Origin of the sequence: Streptomyces sp. NPDC048650 (assembly GCF_043199095.1) — a bacterium.
Classification (GTDB): Bacteria; Actinomycetota; Actinomycetes; order Streptomycetales; family Streptomycetaceae; genus Streptomyces.
In genome coordinates, this window is record NZ_JBICVM010000011.1 from 75,046 (window position 1) to 96,071 (window position 21,026).

Annotated in this window: 16 protein-coding genes, 1 tRNA gene and 1 pseudogene; 8 read left to right on the forward strand and 10 right to left on the reverse strand. The window is 70.5% G+C overall.

Going from position 1 to position 21,026, the window contains the following annotated elements; all coding sequences use genetic code 11:
• The first annotated feature begins 69 nt into the window (after positions 1 to 69).
• Genes ACGFML_RS27595 through ACGFML_RS27610 form a run of 4 tightly spaced genes read left to right on the forward strand, consistent with a single transcriptional unit; the run spans position 70 to position 4,469 of the window.
• The gene (locus ACGFML_RS27595) at positions 70 to 999 is read left to right on the forward strand and encodes a branched-chain amino acid ABC transporter permease (protein WP_393548113.1); all 930 of its coding nucleotides are present in this window, start codon (positions 70 to 72) and stop codon (positions 997 to 999) included.
• A gap of 5 nt (positions 1,000 to 1,004) precedes the next feature.
• On the forward strand, positions 1,005 to 2,801 hold the full coding sequence (locus ACGFML_RS27600) for a branched-chain amino acid ABC transporter permease (RefSeq protein WP_393548115.1): 1,797 nt from the start codon (positions 1,005 to 1,007) through the stop codon (positions 2,799 to 2,801).
• A 7-nt stretch (positions 2,802 to 2,808) separates the two neighbouring features.
• The gene (locus ACGFML_RS27605) at positions 2,809 to 3,756 is read left to right on the forward strand and encodes an ABC transporter ATP-binding protein (RefSeq protein WP_393548117.1); all 948 of its coding nucleotides are present in this window, start codon (positions 2,809 to 2,811) and stop codon (positions 3,754 to 3,756) included.
• Entirely contained in the window at positions 3,753 to 4,469 is a 717-nt protein-coding gene (locus ACGFML_RS27610) for an ABC transporter ATP-binding protein (RefSeq protein ID WP_393548119.1), read from the forward strand. Before ACGFML_RS27605 ends, ACGFML_RS27610 begins: the two co-directional genes overlap by 4 nt.
• Positions 4,470 to 4,551: 82 nt before the next feature.
• Here ACGFML_RS27610 and ACGFML_RS27615 read toward each other — a convergent pair whose 3' ends face one another.
• Entirely contained in the window at positions 4,552 to 5,229 is a 678-nt protein-coding gene (locus tag ACGFML_RS27615) for an ANTAR domain-containing response regulator (protein WP_393548121.1), read from the reverse strand.
• A gap of 96 nt (positions 5,230 to 5,325) precedes the next feature.
• Between ACGFML_RS27615 and ACGFML_RS27620 the strand changes: the two genes are divergently transcribed.
• Both ACGFML_RS27620 and ACGFML_RS27625 read left to right on the forward strand, forming a co-directional pair.
• Positions 5,326 to 5,400: transfer RNA gene (locus ACGFML_RS27620), tRNA-Leu, on the forward strand.
• 111 nt (positions 5,401 to 5,511) lie between these two features.
• Positions 5,512 to 6,285 (forward strand): transcriptional regulator, encoded by a 774-nt coding sequence (locus ACGFML_RS27625; RefSeq protein WP_393548123.1) that lies wholly within the window; start codon positions 5,512 to 5,514, stop codon positions 6,283 to 6,285.
• 53 nt (positions 6,286 to 6,338) lie between these two features.
• Here the strand turns inward: ACGFML_RS27625 and pyk are convergent, their stop codons facing one another.
• On the reverse strand, positions 6,339 to 7,775 hold the full coding sequence (gene pyk, locus ACGFML_RS27630) for a pyruvate kinase (protein ID WP_393548125.1): 1,437 nt from the start codon (positions 7,773 to 7,775) through the stop codon (positions 6,339 to 6,341).
• Positions 7,776 to 7,920: 145 nt separating this feature from the next.
• The gene (locus ACGFML_RS27635) at positions 7,921 to 8,661 is read right to left on the reverse strand and encodes an SIMPL domain-containing protein (RefSeq protein WP_393548127.1); all 741 of its coding nucleotides are present in this window, start codon (positions 8,659 to 8,661) and stop codon (positions 7,921 to 7,923) included.
• A gap of 287 nt (positions 8,662 to 8,948) precedes the next feature.
• On the opposite strand from ACGFML_RS27635, the gene ACGFML_RS27640 reads away from it, so the two are divergent.
• Entirely contained in the window at positions 8,949 to 10,766 is a 1,818-nt protein-coding gene (locus tag ACGFML_RS27640) for a bifunctional metallophosphatase/5'-nucleotidase (protein WP_393548129.1), read from the forward strand.
• Positions 10,767 to 10,893: 127 nt separating this feature from the next.
• Here ACGFML_RS27640 and ACGFML_RS27645 read toward each other — a convergent pair whose 3' ends face one another.
• From ACGFML_RS27645 to pepN, 3 genes and pseudogenes are all read right to left on the reverse strand, one after another.
• The gene (locus ACGFML_RS27645) at positions 10,894 to 12,303 is read right to left on the reverse strand and encodes a lysine N(6)-hydroxylase/L-ornithine N(5)-oxygenase family protein (RefSeq protein WP_393548131.1); all 1,410 of its coding nucleotides are present in this window, start codon (positions 12,301 to 12,303) and stop codon (positions 10,894 to 10,896) included.
• Positions 12,300 to 13,730, reverse strand: a complete 1,431-nt coding sequence (locus tag ACGFML_RS27650; RefSeq protein ID WP_393548429.1) for a pyridoxal phosphate-dependent decarboxylase family protein — start codon at positions 13,728 to 13,730, stop codon at positions 12,300 to 12,302. Before ACGFML_RS27650 ends, ACGFML_RS27645 begins: the two co-directional genes overlap by 4 nt.
• Positions 13,731 to 13,945: 215 nt before the next feature.
• A pseudogene (gene pepN, locus ACGFML_RS27655) lies at positions 13,946 to 16,492 on the reverse strand (aminopeptidase N).
• Between the two features lie 149 nt (positions 16,493 to 16,641).
• Here pepN and ACGFML_RS27660 point away from each other — a divergent pair.
• On the forward strand, positions 16,642 to 17,166 hold the full coding sequence (locus ACGFML_RS27660; protein WP_393548133.1) for a MarR family winged helix-turn-helix transcriptional regulator: 525 nt from the start codon (positions 16,642 to 16,644) through the stop codon (positions 17,164 to 17,166).
• 15 nt (positions 17,167 to 17,181) lie between these two features.
• Here ACGFML_RS27660 and ACGFML_RS27665 read toward each other — a convergent pair whose 3' ends face one another.
• Genes ACGFML_RS27665 through ACGFML_RS27680 form a run of 4 tightly spaced genes read right to left on the reverse strand, consistent with a single transcriptional unit; the run spans position 17,182 to position 21,018 of the window.
• Positions 17,182 to 18,195 carry a Rieske 2Fe-2S domain-containing protein gene (locus ACGFML_RS27665; RefSeq protein ID WP_393548135.1) on the reverse strand — a complete coding sequence of 338 codons (1,014 nt, stop codon included), beginning with the start codon at positions 18,193 to 18,195 and terminating at the stop codon, positions 17,182 to 17,184.
• A gap of 1 nt (position 18,196) precedes the next feature.
• Positions 18,197 to 18,424: a recombinase-like helix-turn-helix domain-containing protein gene (locus ACGFML_RS27670; protein WP_393548137.1), complete on the reverse strand. Its 228-nt coding sequence runs from the start codon at positions 18,422 to 18,424 to the stop codon at positions 18,197 to 18,199.
• 13 nt (positions 18,425 to 18,437) lie between these two features.
• Positions 18,438 to 19,379 (reverse strand): PDR/VanB family oxidoreductase, encoded by a 942-nt coding sequence (locus ACGFML_RS27675; RefSeq protein WP_393548139.1) that lies wholly within the window; start codon positions 19,377 to 19,379, stop codon positions 18,438 to 18,440.
• 13 nt (positions 19,380 to 19,392) lie between these two features.
• A complete protein-coding gene (locus ACGFML_RS27680; RefSeq protein ID WP_393548141.1) occupies positions 19,393 to 21,018 on the reverse strand; it encodes a thiamine pyrophosphate-binding protein in 1,626 nt (541 codons plus the stop codon).
• Positions 21,019 to 21,026: the final 8 nt, after the last annotated feature.

Genomic DNA, 21,026 nt, shown 5'->3' on the forward strand with positions numbered 1-21,026 from the left:
CCACGGCACACCGCCACCCCGTCAACTTCCAGCGGTACCGGAACCCTCACACCCAACGGAGGCCCTGCGGTGACCGAACTGCCGCAACAGCTGGCCAACGGACTCATCCTCGGCGCGATGTACGGACTCATCGCGATCGGCTACACGATGGTCTACGGAATCGTCCAGCTCATCAACTTCGCCCACGGCGAGATCTTCATGGTCGGCGGCTTCGGGGCACTCAGCGTCCACCTCGCCCTCCCCACCGGCACCTCGCTCGCCCTCGCCCTGCCGATCATGCTCATCGGCGGCATCGCCGTGTCCGTCCTCGTCGGCGTCGCCGCAGAACGCTTCGCCTACCGGCCGCTACGCGGCGCACCCCGCCTCGCACCGCTCATCACCGCCATCGGCCTGTCCATCGCCCTCCAACAGGCCATCTGGAAGTGGTACCCCGACGGCAAACAGGCCCGCGTCTTCCCCCAGTTCAAAGGCCACTCCTTCGACATCCTGGGCGCCACCGTCCAACGCGGCGACCTCTTCGTCCTCGTCGCCGCCCCCGCCTGCATGATCGCCCTCGGCCTCTTCGTCGCCAAGACCCGCAGCGGCCGCGCCATGCAGGCCACCGCCCAGGACCCCGACACGGCCAAGCTCATGGGCATCAACACCGACCGCATCATCGTCCTCGCCTTCGCCATCGGCGCCGCCTTCGCCGGCGTCGCCGCCGTCGCCTACGGCCTGCGCACCGGCGAAGTGCAGTTCCGCATGGGCTTCATCATGGGCCTCAAGGCATTCACCGCCGCCGTCCTCGGCGGCATCGGCAACATCTACGGCGCCATGCTCGGCGGCGTCGTCCTCGGCATCGCCGAAGCCCTCGCCACCGCCTACATCGAAGAGATCCCCGGCATGCAGCAATTCGGCGGCGGAGCCTGGAAGGACGTCTGGGCCTTCGTCCTCCTCATCCTCGTACTCCTCCTACGGCCACAAGGGCTGCTGGGCGAACGCGTCGCGGATCGGGCGTGATAGCGATGACCACCGACACCACCCACACCACCGCCCCGGGCCTCCTCCCGCTACCCGAACGCACCGCACGGCTGACCACCGCCGCCGGCGCCCTCGCCACCGCCGCCTCCACCGGCCTCGCCTGGACCTGGAGCAGCGACTTCCCCGGCGACCTCACCTACTACGCATCGCCCGCCGGACTCCAGGTCGTCACCCTCGTCGGCGGCGTCCTCACCCTCCTGCTGGCCACCGCCGGACTCGGCACCCGCGGCCTGCAATGGCTCACCCCCGCAGGACGCAACGCCCCCGTCCTCCTGGCCGCCCTCGCCACCTTCGCCGCCACCTGGTTCACCCTCGGAGCCATCGCGATCCAGCTCGGCGGCCTCATCAACCTCGAAGCCGGCGGCTTCGTCGCCGGCGCCACCGCACTCGTCACCCTCCTCGGCGCCCTCGCCCTACCCCCCGACACCCCGGACACCACAACCCCCGCCACCCCCTGGCAACGCTTCACCGGTGCCCTCGCCGCCACACCCGTACGGCGCCGCACCCGCGAACTCCCCGCCTGGGCCGAGATCCTGATCATCACGGCCGCCTTCGCCACCGGGCTCCTCGCCTTCACCTACGGCATCGACACCGACGACGGCGCACCCTTCGTCGGCTACCTCCTCTTCGTCGTCCTCGCCCTCCCCGCCCTCCACCGGGCCGGCCTCATCGCACGCCTCACCGCGCTCACCCACTCCCATCGCGGCGTCGCCCTCGGCGCGGCCTTCATCGCCGCCGCCCTCTTCCCCTTCACCCAGGACACCGACCAATACACGATCATCGGGGCCAACATCCTGATCTTCGCCACCGTCGCCCTGGGCCTCAACGTCGTCGTCGGCCTCGCCGGCCTGCTCGACCTCGGCTACGTCGCCTTCCTCGGCGTCGGCGCCTACGCGGCCGCCCTGGTCTCCGGCTCCCCCGAATCCGCCCTCGGCTTCCACTTCCCCTTCTGGGCGGCCCTCCTCACCGGCGCCGCCGCCTCCCTCGTCTTCGGCGTCCTCATCGGCGCCCCCACCCTCCGACTGCGCGGCGACTACCTCGCGATCGTCACGCTCGGCTTCGGCGAAATCTTCCGCATCGCCATGCTCAACCTCAACGGCACCACCGGCCCCGACATCACCAACGGCGCCATGGGCATCCCCAACATCCCCAACCTCGAAATCCTCGGCTTCAACTTCGGCGAGCCCCACCACATCCTCGGCATCCCCGTCGCCACCTACGGCAACTACTACCTGCTGATGATCCTGGTCACCGCCTTCGTCGTCCTCGTCTTCCGCCGCGCCGCCGCCTCCCGCATCGGCCGCGCCTGGATCGCCATCCGCGAAGACGAAACCGCCGCCATCGCCATGGGCATCAACTCCTTCCGCCTGCGCCTGCTCGCCTTCGCCCTGGGCGCCTCACTCGCAGGACTCGCCGGAACCGTCCATGCACACGTAGTAACCACCGCCACCCCCGAACAATTCCAGTTCGCCGGCCCCCAACCCCCCAACTCCGCCTTCCTCCTCGCCGCCGTCATCCTCGGCGGCATGGGAACCCTCAGCGGCCCCCTGGTCGGCGCGGCCCTGCTCTTCCTCATCCCCGCCAAACTCGACTTCCTCCAGGACTACCAACTGCTCCTGTTCGGCATCGCCCTCGTCCTGCTGATGCGCTTCCGGCCCGAAGGACTCATCCCCGACCGCCGCAAGCAACTCGAGTTCCACGAAACCGGCCAGCTCGACGTCCCCGACCAGCGCCTCCCCGACACCGACACCACCCTCGGCGCCACCCAGGCAAAGGCGTGACGACACCATGACCACACCCACCACCGCCACCGCCACCGTCCTCGAAGCCGTCGGCGTCACCATGCGCTTCGGAGGACTCACCGCCGTACGCGGCGTCGACCTCACCGTCGGCGCCGGCGAAATCGTCGGCCTCATCGGCCCCAACGGCGCCGGGAAAACCACCTTCTTCAACTGCCTCACCGGCCTCTACGTCCCCACCGAAGGAACCGTCAGCTACCGAGGCACCCGGCTCTCCCGCAAACCACACCTCGTCACCCAGGCCGGCGTCGCCCGCACCTTCCAGAACATCCGCCTCTTCGCCAACATGACCGTCCTGGAAAACGTCCTCGTAGGCCGCCACACCCGCACCAAAGAGGGCCTCTGGTCAGCCCTGCTCCGCGGGCCCGGCTTCAAGAAGGCCGAACGCACCTCGGAACAACGCGCCATGGAACTCCTGGAGTTCACCGGCCTCGCCCACAAACGCGACCACCTCGCCCGCAACCTCCCCTACGGCGAACAACGCAAGCTCGAAATCGCACGCGCCCTCGCCAGCGACCCCGGACTCCTCCTCCTGGACGAACCCACCGCGGGCATGAACCCCCAGGAAACCCGCGCCACCCAGAACCTCGTCCTCGCCATCCGCGACCAGGGCACCGCAGTCCTCGTCATCGAGCACGACATGCGCTTCATCTTCAACCTCTGCGACCGCGTCGCCGTCCTCGTCCAGGGCCAAAAACTCACCGAAGGCACCGCCGACGTCGTCCAAGCCGACGAACGCGTCGTCGCCGCCTACCTCGGAACACCCCTCGACGACACAACGGGACCCTCCGAAACGCCACCCCCGGCGGGCACCACGAAAACCGAGGCCCCCACGAAAACGGTGCCCCCCACAGAAACGACGCCCCCCACGAAAACAGCGGACACGACCGACGCGGCGGACCGGCCCACCGACGCACACACCGGAGACACCCCATGACCGCACTACTCGAAGTCGAGGACCTCCGCGTCGCCTACGGCAAGATCGAAGCCGTCAAGGGCATCTCCTTCTCCGTCGAAGCCGGCCAGGCAGTCACCCTCATCGGCACCAACGGCGCAGGAAAAACCACCACCCTGCGCACCCTCTCCGGACTCCTCAAACCCCTCGCCGGAAAAATCACCTTCGACGGAGAACCACTCAACGGCGTCCCCGCCCACAAAATCGTCGAACGCGGCCTCGCCCACTCCCCCGAGGGCCGCCGTCTCTTCCCCCGCCTCACCATCGCGGAGAACCTCCAGCTGGGAGCCTTCCTCCGCAAGGACACCGGCGGCATAGAAAAGGACATCCAGCGCGTCTACGACCTCTTCCCCATCCTCGGAGAACGCCGCAAACAAGCCTCCGGCACCCTCTCCGGCGGCGAACAGCAAATGCTCGCCATGGGCCGCGCGCTGATGTCCCGCCCCAAACTCCTCATGCTCGACGAGCCCTCCATGGGCCTCTCACCGATCATGATGCAGAAGATCATGGAGACCATCCGCGAACTCCGCTCCCAAGGCACCACGATCCTCCTCGTCGAGCAGAACGCCCAAGCCGCGCTCTCCCTCGCCGACCAAGGACATGTCATGGAAATCGGCCGCATCGTGCTCTCCGGAACCGGCGAACACCTCCTGCACGACGAATCCGTCCGCAAGGCCTACCTGGGCGAGGACTGAACCACCCACACCCCGCACCACGCGAGCGGCCCCGCACCGGATCGATCACCGGTACGGGGCCGCTCACACGCTCCACCGAGCACTACTGGTCCTTCTGGTCCTTCTGGTCCTTCTGGTCCTTCTGCTTCTTCTCCTCGGCGTCCTCGATGACCGCCTCCGCGACCTGCTGCATGGACAGCCGCCGGTCCATCGACGTCTTCTGGATCCACCGGAACGCGGCGGGCTCGGTCAGCCCGTACTGCGTCTGCAGAATGCTCTTCGCCCGGTCCACCAGCTTGCGCGTCTCCAGCCGCTGGCTGAGGTCGGCGACCTCCTTCTCCAGCGTCTTCAGCTCGGTGAAGCGGCTCACGGCCATCTCGATCGCCGGCACCACGTCGCTCTTGGAGAACGGCTTCACGAGGTACGCCATCGCGCCCGCGTCCCGCGCCCGCTCCACCAGCTCACGCTGCGAGAACGCGGTGAGCATCAACACCGGGGCGATGCTCTCCTCGGCGATCTGCTCGGCCGCCGAGATCCCGTCCAGGACCGGCATCTTCACATCCAGGATCACCAGATCCGGCCGGTGCTCCCGAGCCAGCTCGACGGCCTTCTGACCGTCCCCGGCCTCACCGACGACGGTGTAGCCCTCTTCCTCCAGCATCTCTTTGAGGTCGAGACGGATGAGGGCCTCGTCTTCGGCGATCACCACGCGGGTGGTCAGCGGCGGGACGTGCGACTGATCGTCGTCGGCGACAGGCTGCTCGGGCTCGGCGGCGCTCACGGGACTCCTCGTTCCAGGAAGGTGGTGCCCCATGAGCCTACCTATCTCCTGTAGGGTGGTCCCACAGCAGGTAGGTATTAACCTTGGATTCCGTTGGCCCCGGTAGCCCAATTGGCAGCAGGCAATGGATTCAAAACCCATACAGTGTCGGTTCGAGTCCGACCCGGGGCACTTTTGCCTTCGTTTCCAAGGTCACTCGCGAAGAGCGAAGGTTCGCCCAATGAGGCGAACATAAGCCCGAATGGGTGCCCCTGACGCGCATCCCGCGTGATCCTCGTATGTATGTGCGATCACCACAAGCGCGAACAGGCCCTCGCTCTCGTCGGCCAAGGCCGCAGCCTCAACTCCGTCAGCAGGCAGACCGGGATCTCCCGTTATGCAATCCGCTCCTGGCAGACCAGGATCGCGCCGGTCTCCCGCAAAGCCGAATGCCCGAGGTGTGAGCCGGTACCGCGACCACCTGACGCGGCCATGGCGTACGCGTACTTACTCGGCCTCTATCTCGGCGACGGCTGTATCAGCAGACAGCCCGGACGGCGCGGGTACGCGCTCCGCGTCGCGGGTGCGGACGCATGGCCGGGGTTGATCACGGCGTGCCGTGAGGCCATCAAGGCGGTGCGTCCGGCGAACAGCGTGTGCATCGTCCAGAATCAAGGCTGCGTCATGGTGACGAGCTACAGCCGCCACTGGCCCTGCCTCTTCCCCCAGCACGGCCCCGGCAAGAAACACGAGCGGCCGATCGCCCTCGAAGCCTGGCAACAGCGGATCGTGGCCGAGCATCCCTGGGAGCTTCTACGTGGACTCATCCACTCCGACGGCTGCCGGATGACCAACTGGACAACGCGGATCGTGGGCGGGGAGCTCAAGCGCTACGCATACCCGCGGTACTTCTTCACGAATACGTCTACCGACATCATCCGCCTCTTCACGGACACCCTCGACAAGGTCGGGGTCGCGTGGAGGGCCACACACCAGGCGCGAAAGGCCCAGAACATCTCCGTGGCCAGCAAGGGCTCCGTGGCGCTCATGGACCGACACATCGGGCCGAAGTACTGACAGGGACGGCAGTCAGATACCTCGGCCCAGCGCATACGGGGCGCACCTACGGGTTACTTCGGGGAATCGTCCTCGCCGATGTGGTGGACGCGGACGAGGTTGGTGGAGCCGGGGATGCCGGGCGGGGAGCCGGCGGTGATGATGACGACGTCGCCCTTCTGGCAGCGGCCGAGTTTGAGGAGTTGCTCGTCGACCTGGGCGACCATTTCGTCGGTGGAGTCGACGGTGGGGCCGAGGAAGGTCTCGACGCCCCAGCTGACGTTGAGCTGGGAGCGGGTGGCCGGGTCGGGGGTGAAGGCCAGGAGGGGGATCGGGGAGCGGTAGCGGGAGAGGCGGCGGACGGTGTCGCCGGACTGCGTGAAGGCGACGAGGAACTTGGCTCCGAGGAAGTCGCCCATGTCGGCGGCCGCGCGGGCGACGGCGCCGCCCTGGGTGCGGGGCTTGCTCTTGACGGTGAGGGGCGGCAGGCCCTTGGCGAGGAGGTCCTCTTCGGCGGCCTCGACGATACGGCTCATCGTCTTGACGGTTTCGGTGGGGTATTTGCCGACGCTGGTTTCGCCGGAGAGCATGACGGCGTCGGTGCCGTCGATGACGGCGTTGGCGACGTCGGAGGCTTCGGCGCGGGTGGGCCGGGAGTTGTCGATCATCGAGTCGAGCATCTGGGTCGCGACGATGACCGGCTTGGCGTTGCGTCGGGCGAGCTTGATTGCGCGCTTTTGGACGATGGGGACGGTTTCCAGGGGCATCTCGACGCCGAGGTCGCCGCGGGCGACCATGATGCCGTCGAATGCGGCGACGATGTCGTCGATGTTGTCGACGGCCTGTGGCTTTTCGACCTTGGCGATCACGGGGAGCATGCGGTCTTCTTCGCGCATGATGCGGTGGACGTCTTCGATGTCGCGGCCGCTGCGGACGAAGGAGAGGGCGATGATGTCGGCGCCGGTGCGCAGGGCCCAGCGGAGGTCGTTCCGGTCTTTTTCGGAGAGGGCGGGGACGGATACGGCGACGCCGGGGAGGTTGAGGCCCTTGTGGTCGGAGACCATGCCGCCTTCGATGACCCTGGTGTGGACGCGGGGTCCGTCAACGCCGGTGACTTCGAGGGTGACCTTGCCGTCGTCGACGAGGATGCGTTCGCCGGTGGTGACGTCGTCGGCGAGGCCGTCGTAGGTGGTGCCGCAGAGTTGGCGGTCGCCTTCGACGGAGGGTTCCACGGTGATCGTGAACTCGTCGTCGCGTTCGAGAAGTACGGGTCCTTCGCGGAATCGGCCGAGGCGGATCTTCGGACCTTGAAGGTCGGCGAGGACGCCGACGCTGCGGTGGGTTTCTTCGGATGCTTTGCGGACCCGCTCGTAGCGCGCTTCGTGGTCGGCGTAGGTGCCGTGGCTGAGGTTGAAGCGGGCGATGTCCATTCCGGCGTCCACGAGGGCTTTGATCTGCTCGTATGAGTCGGTGGCGGGTCCAAGTGTGCAGACGATCTTTGCTCGGCGCATGTTTCGACTCTATGACTTACCGGGCGGTAGGGAACTGTGAAGAAGTGACTGCCCAACGGCCTTTTGATGAAAGGCTGTTGACAAGTATTGGAATGCGCGCCGAGGTGCTCCGATGAGCGGAATTTCGGTCCGGTGCGGGTTGGTCTCACAGTGCGGGACGGGTCATGGTGAAGCGTGCGTTGACGTGAGCGTGGACGGTCTGGCGTTGCGGCTGGAGGTCGAGGGCGGGGGTGCTGGGTGCGCCGCCCGGGTTCTGTGGGGCGCCGCCGTAGCCGTACATGGCGGGCGGGGTGGGCGGGAGGGCGTTTTCGGCGCCGAGGTCGGCGAGTTCGACGATGGCGTCGAGGCGGGCGCCGAGGGCCTCGGCGTATTCGCGGGCGCGTTGGACGGCTTCGCGGACAGCCTGGGTGCGGGCGGCGCGGTGGGCGGGTGAGTCGGGGCGGAGGTTCCACCAGGGGCCGGCGACGTGGGTGAGGTCGAGGTCGGCGAGGCGGGTGGTGAGTTCGCCGAGGGCGGTGAAGTCGTTGAGGGTGGCGGTGAGGGTGACGCTGCCGTGGTAGGCGCGGATGCGTTCGTTGCGGCCTCTGTCGGTGAGCTGGGGGGTGACGCTGAAGGCGCCGGTTTCGAGTCGTTCGACGGCTGAGCCGTAGCTCTTGATGAGGGCGAGGGCTTCGTCGTTGCGGTGGGTGAGGTCGGCGAGGGCGGCGGTGCGGTCGGTGCCGCGGGCGGTGACGGTGACGAAGAGGCGGGCGATCTCGGGGTCGACCTCGAGGCGGGCTTCGCCGCGTACGGCGAGGCGGGGGGTGTCGGGTGTGCCGTACGGGAGGGGGGTGGGTCCTGGGGTGGTGTCGTCGGGGGTGGTGCGGTGGTGGAGGGGGGCGGTCATGGCGGGGCGGCTCCGGTGTGGGGTGGTCGGGGGTGGGGTGCCGGGGGTGGAGTGCCGGGGGTCGGCGTGGGGTGGTCGGCGTTCGATGGGGGACGCGGGCGTTCGGATGTGGTGGTGAGAATCGCACATCGGGGCGTATCAGGGGCGGGTGTTGTCGGCGGTGGGCGTGGAGGGGTGTTGCGTGGGGGGTCGTTGCGTCAGAATCTCGGCGCGTCATCTACGCGCGTCGCCCGGTGTCCGGGGCGGTGTGCGTCCGTGTTCATCCGGGTGTGTACGAGGGAGTCGGCATGGGGTTGGACCGTAGGAAGTTCCTGGGGAGTTCTGTGGTGACGGGAGCCGGGGCGGTGCTGGCAGGGGCCGCGGGTGCGCCGGCGGCGGCGGCCATGGAGGCGGAGCGGCACGGTGGCCGCGGCTCCGGGCGGGGTGAGCGGTATGCGTTCACGGTGATGGGGACGACGGATCTGCACGGCAATGTCTTCAACTGGGACTACGCCACGGACGCCGAGTTCGATGATGCGGATCACAATGATGTGGGGCTGGCGAAGATTTCGACGCTGGTGGCGGATGTGCGGCGGGAGAAGGGCCGGCACAACACGTTGCTGATCGATGCCGGGGACACGATTCAGGGCACGCAGCTGGCGTATTACTACGCGAAGGTGGATCCGATCACGGATCCGCACGGCCCGGTGCATCCGATGGCGCGGGCGATGAATGCGATCGGCTATGACGCGGCGGCGCTGGGGAATCACGAGTTCAATTACGGGATCGAGGTGCTGCGGAAATTCGAGGAGAGCTGTGATTTTCCGCTGCTGGGTGCGAATGCGGTGGATGCGAAGTCGTTGCGGCCGGCGTTCCCGCCGTATGTGATGAAGCAGTTGCGTTCGCCCGGTGGGCGGGTGGTGACGGTGGCGGTGCTGGGGTTGACGAATCCGGGGATCGCGCTGTGGGACAAGGCGCATGTGCAGGGCAGGCTGGCGTTTCCGGGGCTGGTGGAGCAGGCGGCGAAGTGGGTGCCGAGGCTGCGTTCGATGGGTGCGGATGTGGTGCTGGTGGCGGCGCATTCGGGGATGAGCGGTACGTCGTCGTACGGGGATCAGTTGCCGTATGTGGAGAACGCGGCGGTGTTGGTGGCGGAGCAGGTGCCGGGGATCGATGCGGTGCTGGTGGGCCATGCGCATGTGGAGGTGCCCGAGCGGCGGGTGGTGAACCGGGAGTCGGGTCGCGAGGTGGTGCTGTCGGAGCCGTTGAAGTGGGGGCAGCGGCTGACGCTGTTCGATGTGGTGGTGGAGTGGCGGCGGGGCCGGTGGGAGGTGGGGTCGGTCGCCTCGCGGGTCCTGAACGCGAATGCGGTGGCGCAGGACGTTCGGATCACCGGGTTGCTGCGGGCGGAGCACCGGAGGGTCGTGGCCTATGTGAACCGGGTGATCGGCCGGTCGAAGGTGGCGATGACGGCAGCCGAGGCGCCGGTGAAGGACACGCCGATTCTGGATTTCATCGCGTTTGTGCAGGCGGCGGTGGTGCGCAAGGCGTTGGCGGGTTCGTCGGAGGCGGCGTTGCCGGTGCTGTCGCAGGCGTCGTGTTTTTCGCGTACTGCGGAGGTTCCGGAGGGGGATGTCACCATCCGGTCGATGGCGGCGCTGTATCCGTTCGACAACACGCTGGAGGCACGGGTGCTGACGGGTGTTCAGTTGCGGGAGTATCTGGAGTTTTCGGCGCGGTATTACGTGCAGACGGCCGGTGGTGGTCCGGTGGATCCGTCGAAGCTCACGAATGCGGGTGGTACGCCGGATTACAACTATGACGTGGTGAGCGGGGTGTCGTACGAGATCGATGTCGCGAGGCCGGTGGGTGAGCGGATCGGGAAGCTGGAGTTCGAGGGGAAGCCGGTGACCGATACGGCGGAGTTCGTGTTGGCGGTGAACAATTACCGGGCCAATGGGGGTGGGGGTTTCCCGCATGTGGCGGCGGCGCGGCAGGTGTGGTCGACGTCGGACGAGATCCGGAATCTGATCATTGGGTGGGTGCAGGAGAGCGGGGGGATCGATCCGGCGGTGTTCGCGTCGGTGGGGTGGAGGCTGACGCGGGACGGGGTGCCGGTGTTCTGAGGTCGGCCGGCTTCCGAGGCCGGCGGGCTTCTTTCGCGACCTGGGGGCTTGTGGGGTGCGGGCGGGGGCCGTTCCCGTCCGTGCCCCGTGGGTCCTGGCGGCCGGACGGGGGCGGTGGGGCGAGTGGTCAGCGGCGGGGTACGAGGGTGGAGCCCTGGCGCGGGACGGTTCCGGTGGGGCGGGTGGGGGGTGGGGTGAGGCCGAAGGTGGTGAAGGCGGTGCGGGTGGGGAGGGGGTAGGCGGGGGTGTCGGTGAGGTTGTTGAGGATGGTGGCGCTGCGCCAGGCGGCGAGGCCGAGGTCGGGGGCGCCCACTCCGTGGGTGTGGGTCTCGGCGTTCTGGACGTAGATCGCGCCGGTGATGGCGGGGTCGAGGACCAGGCGGTGGTGTTCGTCGACGCGGGGGCGGCCGGAGTGGTCGCGGCGGACGTGGGTGGCGAGGGGGCCGAGGAGGGTGTCGAGGCGGCGTTCGCGGTAGCCGGTGGCGAGGATGACGGCTTCGGTGCTGAGGCGGGAGCGGGTGCCCTGTTCGGCGTGGTCGAGGTGGAGTTCGATCTTGGTGGTGCCGACCCGGCCGGCGGTGCGGACGCGGACGCCTGGGGTGAGGGTGGCGTCGGGCCAGCTGCCGTGGAGGGTGCGGCGGTAGAGCTCGTCGTGGATGGCGGTGAGGGTGTCGTGGTCGATGCCCTTGTGGAGCTGCCATTGGCCGGGGACGAGTGCGTCGCGGACGGGTTCGGTCAGGGCGTGGAAGTAGCGGGTGTAGTCGGGGGTGAAGTGTTCGAGGCCGAGTTTGCTGTATTCCATCGGGGCGAAGGCGGGGGTGCGGGCGAGCCAGTGGAGGCCTTCGTGGCCGGTGGGGCGGGCGCGGAGCAGGTCGAGGAAGATCTCGGCGCCCGACTGGCCGGCGCCGATGACGGTGATGTGGTCGGCGGCCAGGAGGCGTTCGCGGTGGTCGAGGTAGTCGGCGGAGTGGAGGACGGGGACGGTGGGGGCGTCGGCGAGGGGGCGCAGGGGTTCGGGGATGTGGGGGGCGGTGCCGATGCCGAGGACGAGGTTGCGGGCGTAGGTGCGGCCGAGCGCTTCGGCTTCGCCGTCGGTGTCGAGTTGGGTGAAGTCGACTTCGAAGGAGCGGCGTTCGGGGTTCCAGCGCAGGGCGTCGATCTGGTGGCGGAAGTGGAGGCCGGTGAGGTTCTCGCTGACCCAGCGGCAGTAGGCGTCGTATTCGGTGCGGTGGATGTGGAAACGCTCGGCGAAGTAGAAGGGGTAGAGGCGTTCGCGGGTTTTGAGGTAGTTGAGGAAGGTCCAGGGGCTGGTGGGGTCGGTGAGGGTGACGAGGTCGGCGAGGAAGGGGACTTGGAGGGTGGCGCCTTCGATGAGGAGGCCGGGGTGCCAGTGGAAGGCGGGGCGCTGGTCGTAGAAGGCGGTGCGCAGGTGGGTGAGGGGGTGGGCGAGGGCGGCGAGGGAGAGGTTGAAGGGGCCGATGCCGATGCCGGCGAGGTCGAGGGGGGTGTCGGGGCCGGTGGTGTCGGGAGGGGTCATCGGGGGGTGTGGCCTTCCACGAGTTCGAGGAGGGTGGCGAGGTCTCCGGGTTGGGTGTGGGGGTTGAGGAGGGTGGCTTTGAGCCAGAGGCCGGTGGGGGTGGTGGCGCGGCCGAGGACGGCGAGTCCGTCGGTGAGGAGGGTGCGGCGGATGGTGGCGAGGGTGGCGTGGTCGGCGCCGGTGGGGCGGAAGAGGACGGTGGAGAGGGTGGGGCGGGAGTGGAGTTCGTAGCGGGGGTGGGCGTCGATGAGGTCGGCGAGGGTGCGGGCGGCGCCGAGGGTGCGGTCGACGAGGTCGCCGAGGCCCGTGCGGCCGAGGGCTTTGAGGGTGACGGCGATTTTGAGGATGTCGGGGCGGCGGGTGGTGCGTAGTGAGCGGCCGAGGAGGTCGGGCAGGCCGGCTTCGGTGTCGTCGCCGGCGTTGAGGTAGTCGGCCTGGTGGGCGAGCGGGGTGAGGGTGGCGGGTCCGGGGACGGCGAGGAGGCCGGCGGCGACCGGCTGCCAGCCGAGTTTGTGCAGGTCGAGGGTGACGGTGTGGGCGCGGGCGAGGCCGCGCAGGGCGGTGTGGTGGGTGTCGCTGAAGAGGAGCGGGCCGGCGTAGGAGGCGTCGATGTGGAAGCGGGCGCCGTGTTGTTCGGCGACGTCGGCGAGGTCGTGGAGGGGGTCGATGGCGCCGGAGTCGGTGGTGCCGGCGGTGGCGGTCAGCAGGAGGGGGCCGGTCCGTCCGGTGAGTGCGGCCAGGCAGGTGTGGACGGTGTCGGGGGTGAGGACGCCGTCGGGGGTGGGGAGGGTGAGGGGTTCGGGGAGGCCGAGGAGCCAGGCGGCGCGGTGGATGCTGTGGTGGGCGTTGGCGCCGCAGACGATCCGGAGGGGGGTGGCGGGCCGGTGGGGTTCGGTGGCCGAGCCGTACGGGGCGGCCTCGCGGGCCAGGAGGACGGCGAGTTGGTTGGACTCGGTGCCGCCGGTGGTGACGAGGGCGTCGGGGTCGGTGGCCTGGGGGTAGACGAGGGCGCCGAGTTCGCGGCAGGTGAGGGCTTCGAGGGCGGAGGCGGCGGGGGCCTGGTCCCAGGAGTCCATGGAGGGGTTGAGGGCGCCGGCGGCGAGGTCGGCGGCGGTGGCGAGGGCGAGCGGCGGGCAGTGCAGGTGGGCGGCGCAGTGGGGGTCGGCGGGGTCGGCGGCGCCGGCCGCGAGGGTGTGGACGAGGGTGCGCAGGGCCTGGTGGGCGCCGGTGCCGTCGGTGGGGAGCAGGGGTGCGCAGGCGGCGCGGACGGCGTGGGCGACGGCGTCGGGTCCGCCCGGTGGGAGGGGGCCGGCGCGGTGCTCGGCGCCGGTGGTGAGGGCGTCGAGGACGGTGTCGAGGAGGGGGCGGAGTGCGCGGGGGCCGTTGGTGCCGCCTGCGAGGGCGGTACCGGCAGGGGGCACGGAGATCAATGCGCTCTTCTTCAGGGGGAGTTCGGGTGGTGGTCCGTTCGGGACCAAGGCCGCCCTAAGTTACTTTCCCTGCACGGTGCGTAGGCGCCGGTCGCCGCACCACCACTCGTACGGGCGGTGGTGCCACCCTTTTGTGTTACGGGCCTGCCGCAGTTGTTCGGGTGCCGCCGGCGGTGGCCGGCCGGCGGGGCGGCACCCGGGCGCCGGGCCGGTCAGCGGTGGCCGGTGGTGGTGCGGACGTGCAACGCCCGGCGCAGGTCGTCGAGTTGGTCGACGAGTTTGCGGCGCAGGGCGGGGGTGGGTGCTCCGTCGGCGAGGCAGGCTTCGCCGAGGCGGAGGGTCTCGGGGTCGGTGTGGGTGGTGGGGAAGGCGTCGCGGCCGGCGGCGGCGGCGAGGGCGGGGCCGCGGTGGGCGGCGAGGGCGGGGGCGTCGGTGAAGTAGCGGGCGACGTAGGGGGTGAGCAGGTCGTGCTGTTCGGGGGCCCAGAAGCCGGTGGCGGTGGCGGTGAAGAGGTGGTTGGAGAGGGCGGCCCGGTCGTCGGTGGTGAACAGGGCCTGCCAGGCGGCCGCTTTGGCGGCGGGGTCGGGGAGGGCGGCGCGGCAGCGGGCGGCGCCCTGGCGGCCGGTGGCGCTGGGGTCGCGGGCGAGTTCGGCGTCGATGGCGTCGTGGAGGCGGTCCAGGGGTGCGGCGCCGAGGACGGTGAGCCGGCGGAGGATGCGCCAGCGCAGTTCGGCGTCGAGGTGGGGGCTGCCGGGGACGCTGCCGTCGTCGAGCCAGTCCTGGAGGGCTTCGGGGGTGGTGGCGCTGTCGATGAAGGTGCGGACGGCGGTGAGGCGCAGGCCGGAGTGGGTGCCGTGGGCGGGGCCTTCGGTGCGGCGCAGGAGGTCGCGGCTGATGGCGGTGAGGGTGACCAGGGCGGTGTGGCGGTGGTCCGGGGGGAGGTAGCGGTCGGCGATCTGGGTGCGGGCGAAGGCGAGGACACCCTGGACGACGGCGAGGTCGGTTTCGTGCGGGAGGTGGGCGCGGGCGGCGTCGAGGTAGGCGGTGGGGGCGAGTTCGCCGTCGCGGACCATGTCGCGGGCGGCGTTCCAGACGACGGCGCGGGTCAGTGGGTCGGGGAGGGCGGAGAGGGCGCGTAGGGCGGTGTCCCAGGAGTCGGCGTCGAGGCGGACCTTGGCGTAGGTGAGGTCCTGGTCGTTGAGGAGGAGCAGGGCGGGGCGGCGGCCGGGGAGGGTGCGGGTGGTGTCGCCCGGGAGGTCGCAGGACAGGGGTGTGCGGGGCAGGAGGCGGCCGGGGGTGGTGGGGTCCTGGTCGTAGAGGCCGGCGGTGAGGTGGTGGGGGCGGGTGCCGTCCTGGCTGCCGGTCCGGTCGATGCGCAGGGTCCAGTGGCCGTCGCCGGTGTCGCCGACGACGGGGGTGAGGGTGTCGGCTCCGGTGGTGCGCAGCCAACGTTCGGCCCAGGTGTGGACGTCGCGGTCGGTGGCGCGGGCGAGGGAGTCGATGAAGTCGGCGAGGGTGGCGTTGGCGAAGCGGTGCCGGGCGAAGTGGTCGTTGATGCCGGTGAGGAAGGCTTTTTCGCCCATCCAGGCGACGAGTTGGCGCAGTGCGGAGGCGCCCTTGGCGTAGGAGATGCCGTCGAAGTTGAGGAGGGCGGAGGCGGTGTCGGGGACGTCTGTGGGGGCGGGGGCGACGGGGTGGGTGGAGGGGCGCTGGTCGGCGTCGTAGCCCCAGCCCTTGCGGGCGACGGCGAAGTCGGTCCAGGTGCCGGTGAAGGGGGTGGCTTCGGTCAGGACCTGGTAGCCCATGTATTCGGCGAAGGACTCGTTGAGCCAGATGTCGTCCCACTAGCGGAGGGTGACGAGGTCGCCGAACCACATGTGGGCCATTTCGTGGGCGATGGTCACGCCGCGGGTCTGGCGTTCGGTCTCGGTGACGGCGGAGCGGAAGACGTATTCGTCGCGGAAGGTGACGAGGCCGGGGTTCTCCATCGCGCCGGCGTTGAATTCGGGGACGAATGCCTGGTCGTAGGAGTCGAAGGGGTAGGGCTCGTCGAAGATCTGGTGGTAGCGGTGGTAGCAGCGGCGGGTGAGGTCGAGGATTTCGTCGGCGTCGGCGTCGAGGTGGGGGGCGAGGGAGCGGCGGCAGTGGATGCCGAAGGGCAGTCCGGCGTGTTCGGTGCGTACCGAGTGCCAGGGGCCGGCGGCGACGGCGACGAGGTAGGTGGAGATGAGGGGGGTGGGGGCGGCTTGCCAGGTGCCTTCCCCGAGGTGTTCGGTGATGCCGTTGGCGAGGACGGTCCAGCCTTCGGGAGCCTTGAGGGTGAGGGCGAAGACGGCCTTGAGGTCGGGCTGGTCGAAGGCGCCGAAGACGCGTTGGACGTCGTCGAGGAAGAGCTGGGTGTAGACGTAGCTCTCGCCGTCGGCGGGGTCGGTGAAGCGGTGCATGCCTTCGCCGGTGCGGGAGTAGCCCATGCGTGCGTCGAGGCGGAGTTCGTGGTCGCCGGGGGTCAGGCCGGTGAGCGGGAGGCGGTTGTCGTCGAGGGCGGCGGGGTCGATCGGGTGGCCGTCGAGGGTGACGGTGTGCAGCGCGGCGGGTTTGATCTCGAGGAAGGTGTCGCCGCTGTCGCGGGCGGTGAAGTGGATGACCGTACGGGATCCGAAGTGGTCCTCGTCCTGGGTGAGGTCGAGGGCGATCTCGTAGCGGTGGACGTCGATGAGCCGGGCTCGGGTCTGCGCCTCGTCGCGCTGCAGTGCGGGCATGGGGTCATGCTGCCGTACGGCGGGCGGGCGGTGCACGGGGGTCGGGGAAGCCCGGGAAGGTTAGGCACATGGCTTCTCAGCACTAAACTATTGGTGGTGACCGGGAGCCGGGCCGGGGTCCGGCGGTGCAGCTTGGGGAGGACGGCACGATGGCCAGGAAGTCGGCGGCGCGGCCGGACGCGGTGGCGTCGATCATCGAGGACTGGCGGCGGGAGCGGCCGGAGCTGGACACGTCGCCGCTGGAGGTGCTCGCGCGGCTGCACCGGACGTTTCTGCGCTACAGCGCGCGGCTGACATCGTCGGTGGAGGCGCACGGGCTGTCGGTGGCCGGGTTCGATGTGCTGACGGCGTTGCGCAGGGCGGGTCGTCCGTTCCGGCGTACGGCGGGGCAGCTCGCGGATTCGGGGCTGATCTCGTCGGCGGGGGTCACGCTGCGCATCGATCGGCTGGAGAAGGACGGGCTGATCGTGCGGGAGCGCGATGCCGAGGACCGGCGGGTGGTGCGGTCGCGGCTGACGGAGGAGGGGCTGGCGAAGATCGACGCGCTGTTCGCGGAGCATCTGGAGAACGAGCGGCGGATGTTGGCCGGCCTCTCCCCCGCCGAGTGCCGTCAGCTGGCGCGGCTGCTGTCGAAGCTGGAGCGGTCCATCCTGGAGGCGGAGGCCGGGGACTGACTCGGCCGGGGCCGGTCAGTCACCGGCGGCCTGCTGTTCGGCGCCGGCCCGGTACAGGCGGCGGAGGCGGACGACGCCCAGGTCGTGCTGGTAGAGGTTCTCGCGCTGGTCGGCGTCGGCCGGCATGGCCTCCAGCATCACCCGGTCCTGTTCCAGCACCTGCCAGTGGCGCTGTTCGATGAGCGTGCGGTAGAGGAAGCGCCAGGTGTCGCGCTGCCAGCCCGTGACGCGGCGGTAGCGCCAGAAGAAGACGCCGCAGCGGTTCTCGTCGACGGGGCGGACCATGCCGACGATGCCGAAGGGGCCGCCGGGGCCGGCCGACGGGGGGTAGGGGATCTCCAGGTCCACCCAGTCGACGCCGGTGCGGCACAGTTCGACCCAGTCGAAGTTCACGCCCCGCTGGTCGGTCTTCTCGAAGAAGTAGCCGCGGTCGGTCTCGCGGATGCGGAACTTGGCGGTGGTGTCGCCGTCGTACATGGTGTGCGACTCGTGGTGGAGGAAGGCGCCGTGCATGGGGTCGAGGAGGTTCTCGACCGCGTAGCGCCAGGGCACGTTCCACTCGGCGTAGCACAGGATCGCGTCGGTGGCGGGGTCGGTGAGCGGTTCGGGGAGCGTGAGTTCGGTCGGGTCGGGGTGCTCCTCGTCGCCGAAGTACGCCAGGATCGCGCCGCCGGCCTCCCGTACGGGCAGGGAGGTGACGAGCTTCTTGCCCTCCAGGTTGCAGCCGGGCAGGCCGGGGACGGCGGAGACGGTGCCGTCGGTTTCGACTTCGACGCCGTGGTACCAGCAGGCGACGCGGTCGCCGAGGTGCCTGCCGAGGGAGAGGGGTGCGCCGCGGTGCGGGCAGCGGTCGGCGAGCATGGCGAGGGTGTTGTCGGCGCGGCGGAAGAGGAGCCACTGCTCGCCGAGCGCGGTGACCTTGCGCAGCGCGCCGGGGGCGACGAAGCGGGAGGGCACGACGGGGTGCCACTGGTTGCGCAGGCCGGTGGCGTAGATGTGTGCGGCGGTGTCGTGGGTGGACAGGGTCATCTCAGGCTCCCAGGCGGTGCATCTCGGCGCGGAAGGTGTCCTCGGTCCAGGGGGCGCCGTCGGGGGCGTGGACCTGGCGGGTGTTCAATCCGCCGACGATGTCGGCGAGTTGGTGGCCGTCGTGAGTGAAGATCTCTTCGAGGGTGGCGGCCAGCCGGCGTTCGTAGGGGGTGGGTCGGTGTGTGCGGGACTGGTGGATGTCCAGGTACGGCCAGGCGTCGGGCGTCATGGGGGCCTCCGGGTTACAGGTCGAGGACGAGGCGGCCGGTGGCGCAGCGCGAGACGCAGATCATCATCGTGGCGTTCGCGGTGTGTTCGGCCTCGCTGAGCAGGGAGTCGCGGTGGTCGGGGGTGCCGTCGAGGACGCGGGTCTCGCAGGAGCCGCAGATGCCGTCGCGGCAGGAGCTGTCGACGGTCAGGCCGGCGTCCTCGGCGGCCTCGAGGACGGAGGTGCCGGGGCCGACGGTGAGGGTGCGGCCGGAGCGGCGGCACTCGACCTCGAAGGCGGTGTCGTCGCCGGCGGGCCGGGAGGTGGGGGCGGTGAAGCGTTCCAGGCGCAGTTGCCCGGCGGGGCAGCGTTCCTCGACGGCGGCCAGGAGGGGCTCGGGGCCGCAGCAGTAGACGAGGGTGTCCTCCGTCGGTCCGTCGAGGGCGGCGTCGAGGTCGAGGTGGCCGTGTTCGTCCTGCGGGACGAGCGTCACGTCGCCGTCGAGGGCGGCCAGTTCGTCGGTGAAAGCCATCGAGGCGCGGGTGCGCCCGCCGTAGACCATCCGCCAGGCGGCGCCGCGCCGTGCGGCCTCGCGGGCCATGGCGAGGAGGGGGGTGATGCCGATGCCGCCGGCGAGGAAGACGTAGGACGGGGCGTCCTCCAGGGTGAAGTGGTTGCGCGGCCGGGAGACGGTGAGCCGCCCGCCGGGCCGGATCCGGGTGTGCAGGTGGCGGGAGCCGCCGCGTGAGTCGGGTGCGTCGAGGACGCCGATGCGGTAGGCGGAGGTCGCCCGGGGGTCGCCGCACAGGCTGTACTGGCGCAGCCGTCCGCCGGCGTCGACGTCGAGGTGGGCGCCGGGGGTCCAGTCGGGGAGGGGGGCGCCGTCGGGGTGGGTCAGCTCCAGGGAGAGGACGCCGTCGGCCTCCCAGGTCATACGGTGGACGAGCAGGTCGAGCCGGGGCTCTTGGGTGCTCATGGCAGTCGCCTCCCTACGGGGTGGGGATCTTCACGGGTGGGGTGAAGGGGGTCTTCATGGGGCCGAGGGCCGCCAGGTCCACCTCGACGAGCGTGGGCCCGTCGGCGGCGACGGCTTCGGCGATGACCGGGGCGGCCTCTTGGGCGGCGGCGATCCGGGCGTGGGGCAGTCCGCAGGCGCGCGCGAGGAGGCCGAAGTCGGGGGTGGCGAGGTCGACTCCGGAGCGCCTCTCACGGTGGGCGTCCTGCATGTTGCGCAGGACGCCGTAGCCGCCGTCGTTGAAGACGATCAGGGTGAGGCGGGGCTTCTCCTGGGCGAGGGTGAGGAGTTCGCCGAGGTGGACGGCGAGGCCGCCGTCGCCGGCCAGGACGACGGTGGGTTCGTGGGGGCGGGCCAGGGCGGCGCCGATGCCCATGCCCAGGCCCTGGCCGATGCCGCCGCCGCGCGGGAAGACGTTGTCGCGGGGGTCGTGGATCTCCAGCAGCCGGTTGCCCCAGCTGCTGGACGCGATGGTGACGTCGCGGGCGATCACCGCCCGCCGGGGCAGGGCGGCGTGGAGCGCGTCGCAGATCGCGGCCTGCGGGCCGATGGCGTCGTGCAGCGCGGCCCGGACCGTGGCGCGGTCGGCGGCGATGCGCGGTGTCCAGTCCGGGTCGGCGGGCCGGGCGTGCGGGAGCAGGGCCGCGAGGGTGTCGGCCGCGTCGCCGTGCAGGGCGTGGCGGGCCGGGTGGACGCGGCCGAGGGCGGCGGCGTCGAGGTCGATCTGGATGTGGGCGTCGGGGAGCGGGAGCGTGTAGTCGGCGGTCTCGTTGGAGCGGAAGTGGGTGCCGACGGTCAGCAGCAGGTCCGCGTCGGCGAGCAGGGCGCGGCCGGTGGGAGTGGTGGCGAAGTTGCCGACGACCTGCGGGTGGTCCTCGGGTACGGCGCCGCGGCCGGAGTTGGAGGTGAGCAGTCCGGCACCGGTCGCCGTGAGCAGCCCGGCGAGCTGGGTACCCGCCCGGGCGGCGCCGCCGCCCGCCCAGATCAGGGGGCGCCGGGCGGAGGCGAGCAGGGCGCCGGCGGCGGCGAGTTCGGCGTCCGCGGGGGCCGGGGCGGCCGGGGCGGTGTCGTGGCCCGCGGTGTCGGTCTGCCGGGCGTACTGGAGGTCGATCGGCCACTCCACGCTCGCCGGGCCGCCGGGGTCGGTGAGTGCCGCGCGGGCCGCGATGCGCAGTACGCGGCCCGCCGCTTCGGCGGACGGCACGGTCGCGGCGTGTGCGGAGACCGCGGTCAGCATGCCCAGCTGGTCCTTGGTCTCGTGGATGAAGCCGCGTCCGCTGCCGAGGTGGGCGGACTCCACCTGCCCGGTGATGTGCAGGACGGCCGTGCCGGCGGAGAGGGATTCGATCAGCGAGCCGGCCGCGTTGCCCGCGCCGGTGCCGGTCGAGGTCAGGGCGCAGCCGATGGTGCCGCGGGCCCGCCCGTAGGCGTCGGCGGCGTTCACGGCGGACGCCTCGTGGCGTACGGGGACGAAGCGCAGTTCCCGGTCGACGGCCTCGACCAGCGGCAGGTTGTGCACGCTGACGATGCCGAAGACGGTGTCGATGCCCAGCTCCCGCAGGACGGCGACGAGGAGATCGCCCCCGGTGTCGTAACGCATGTGTGGGT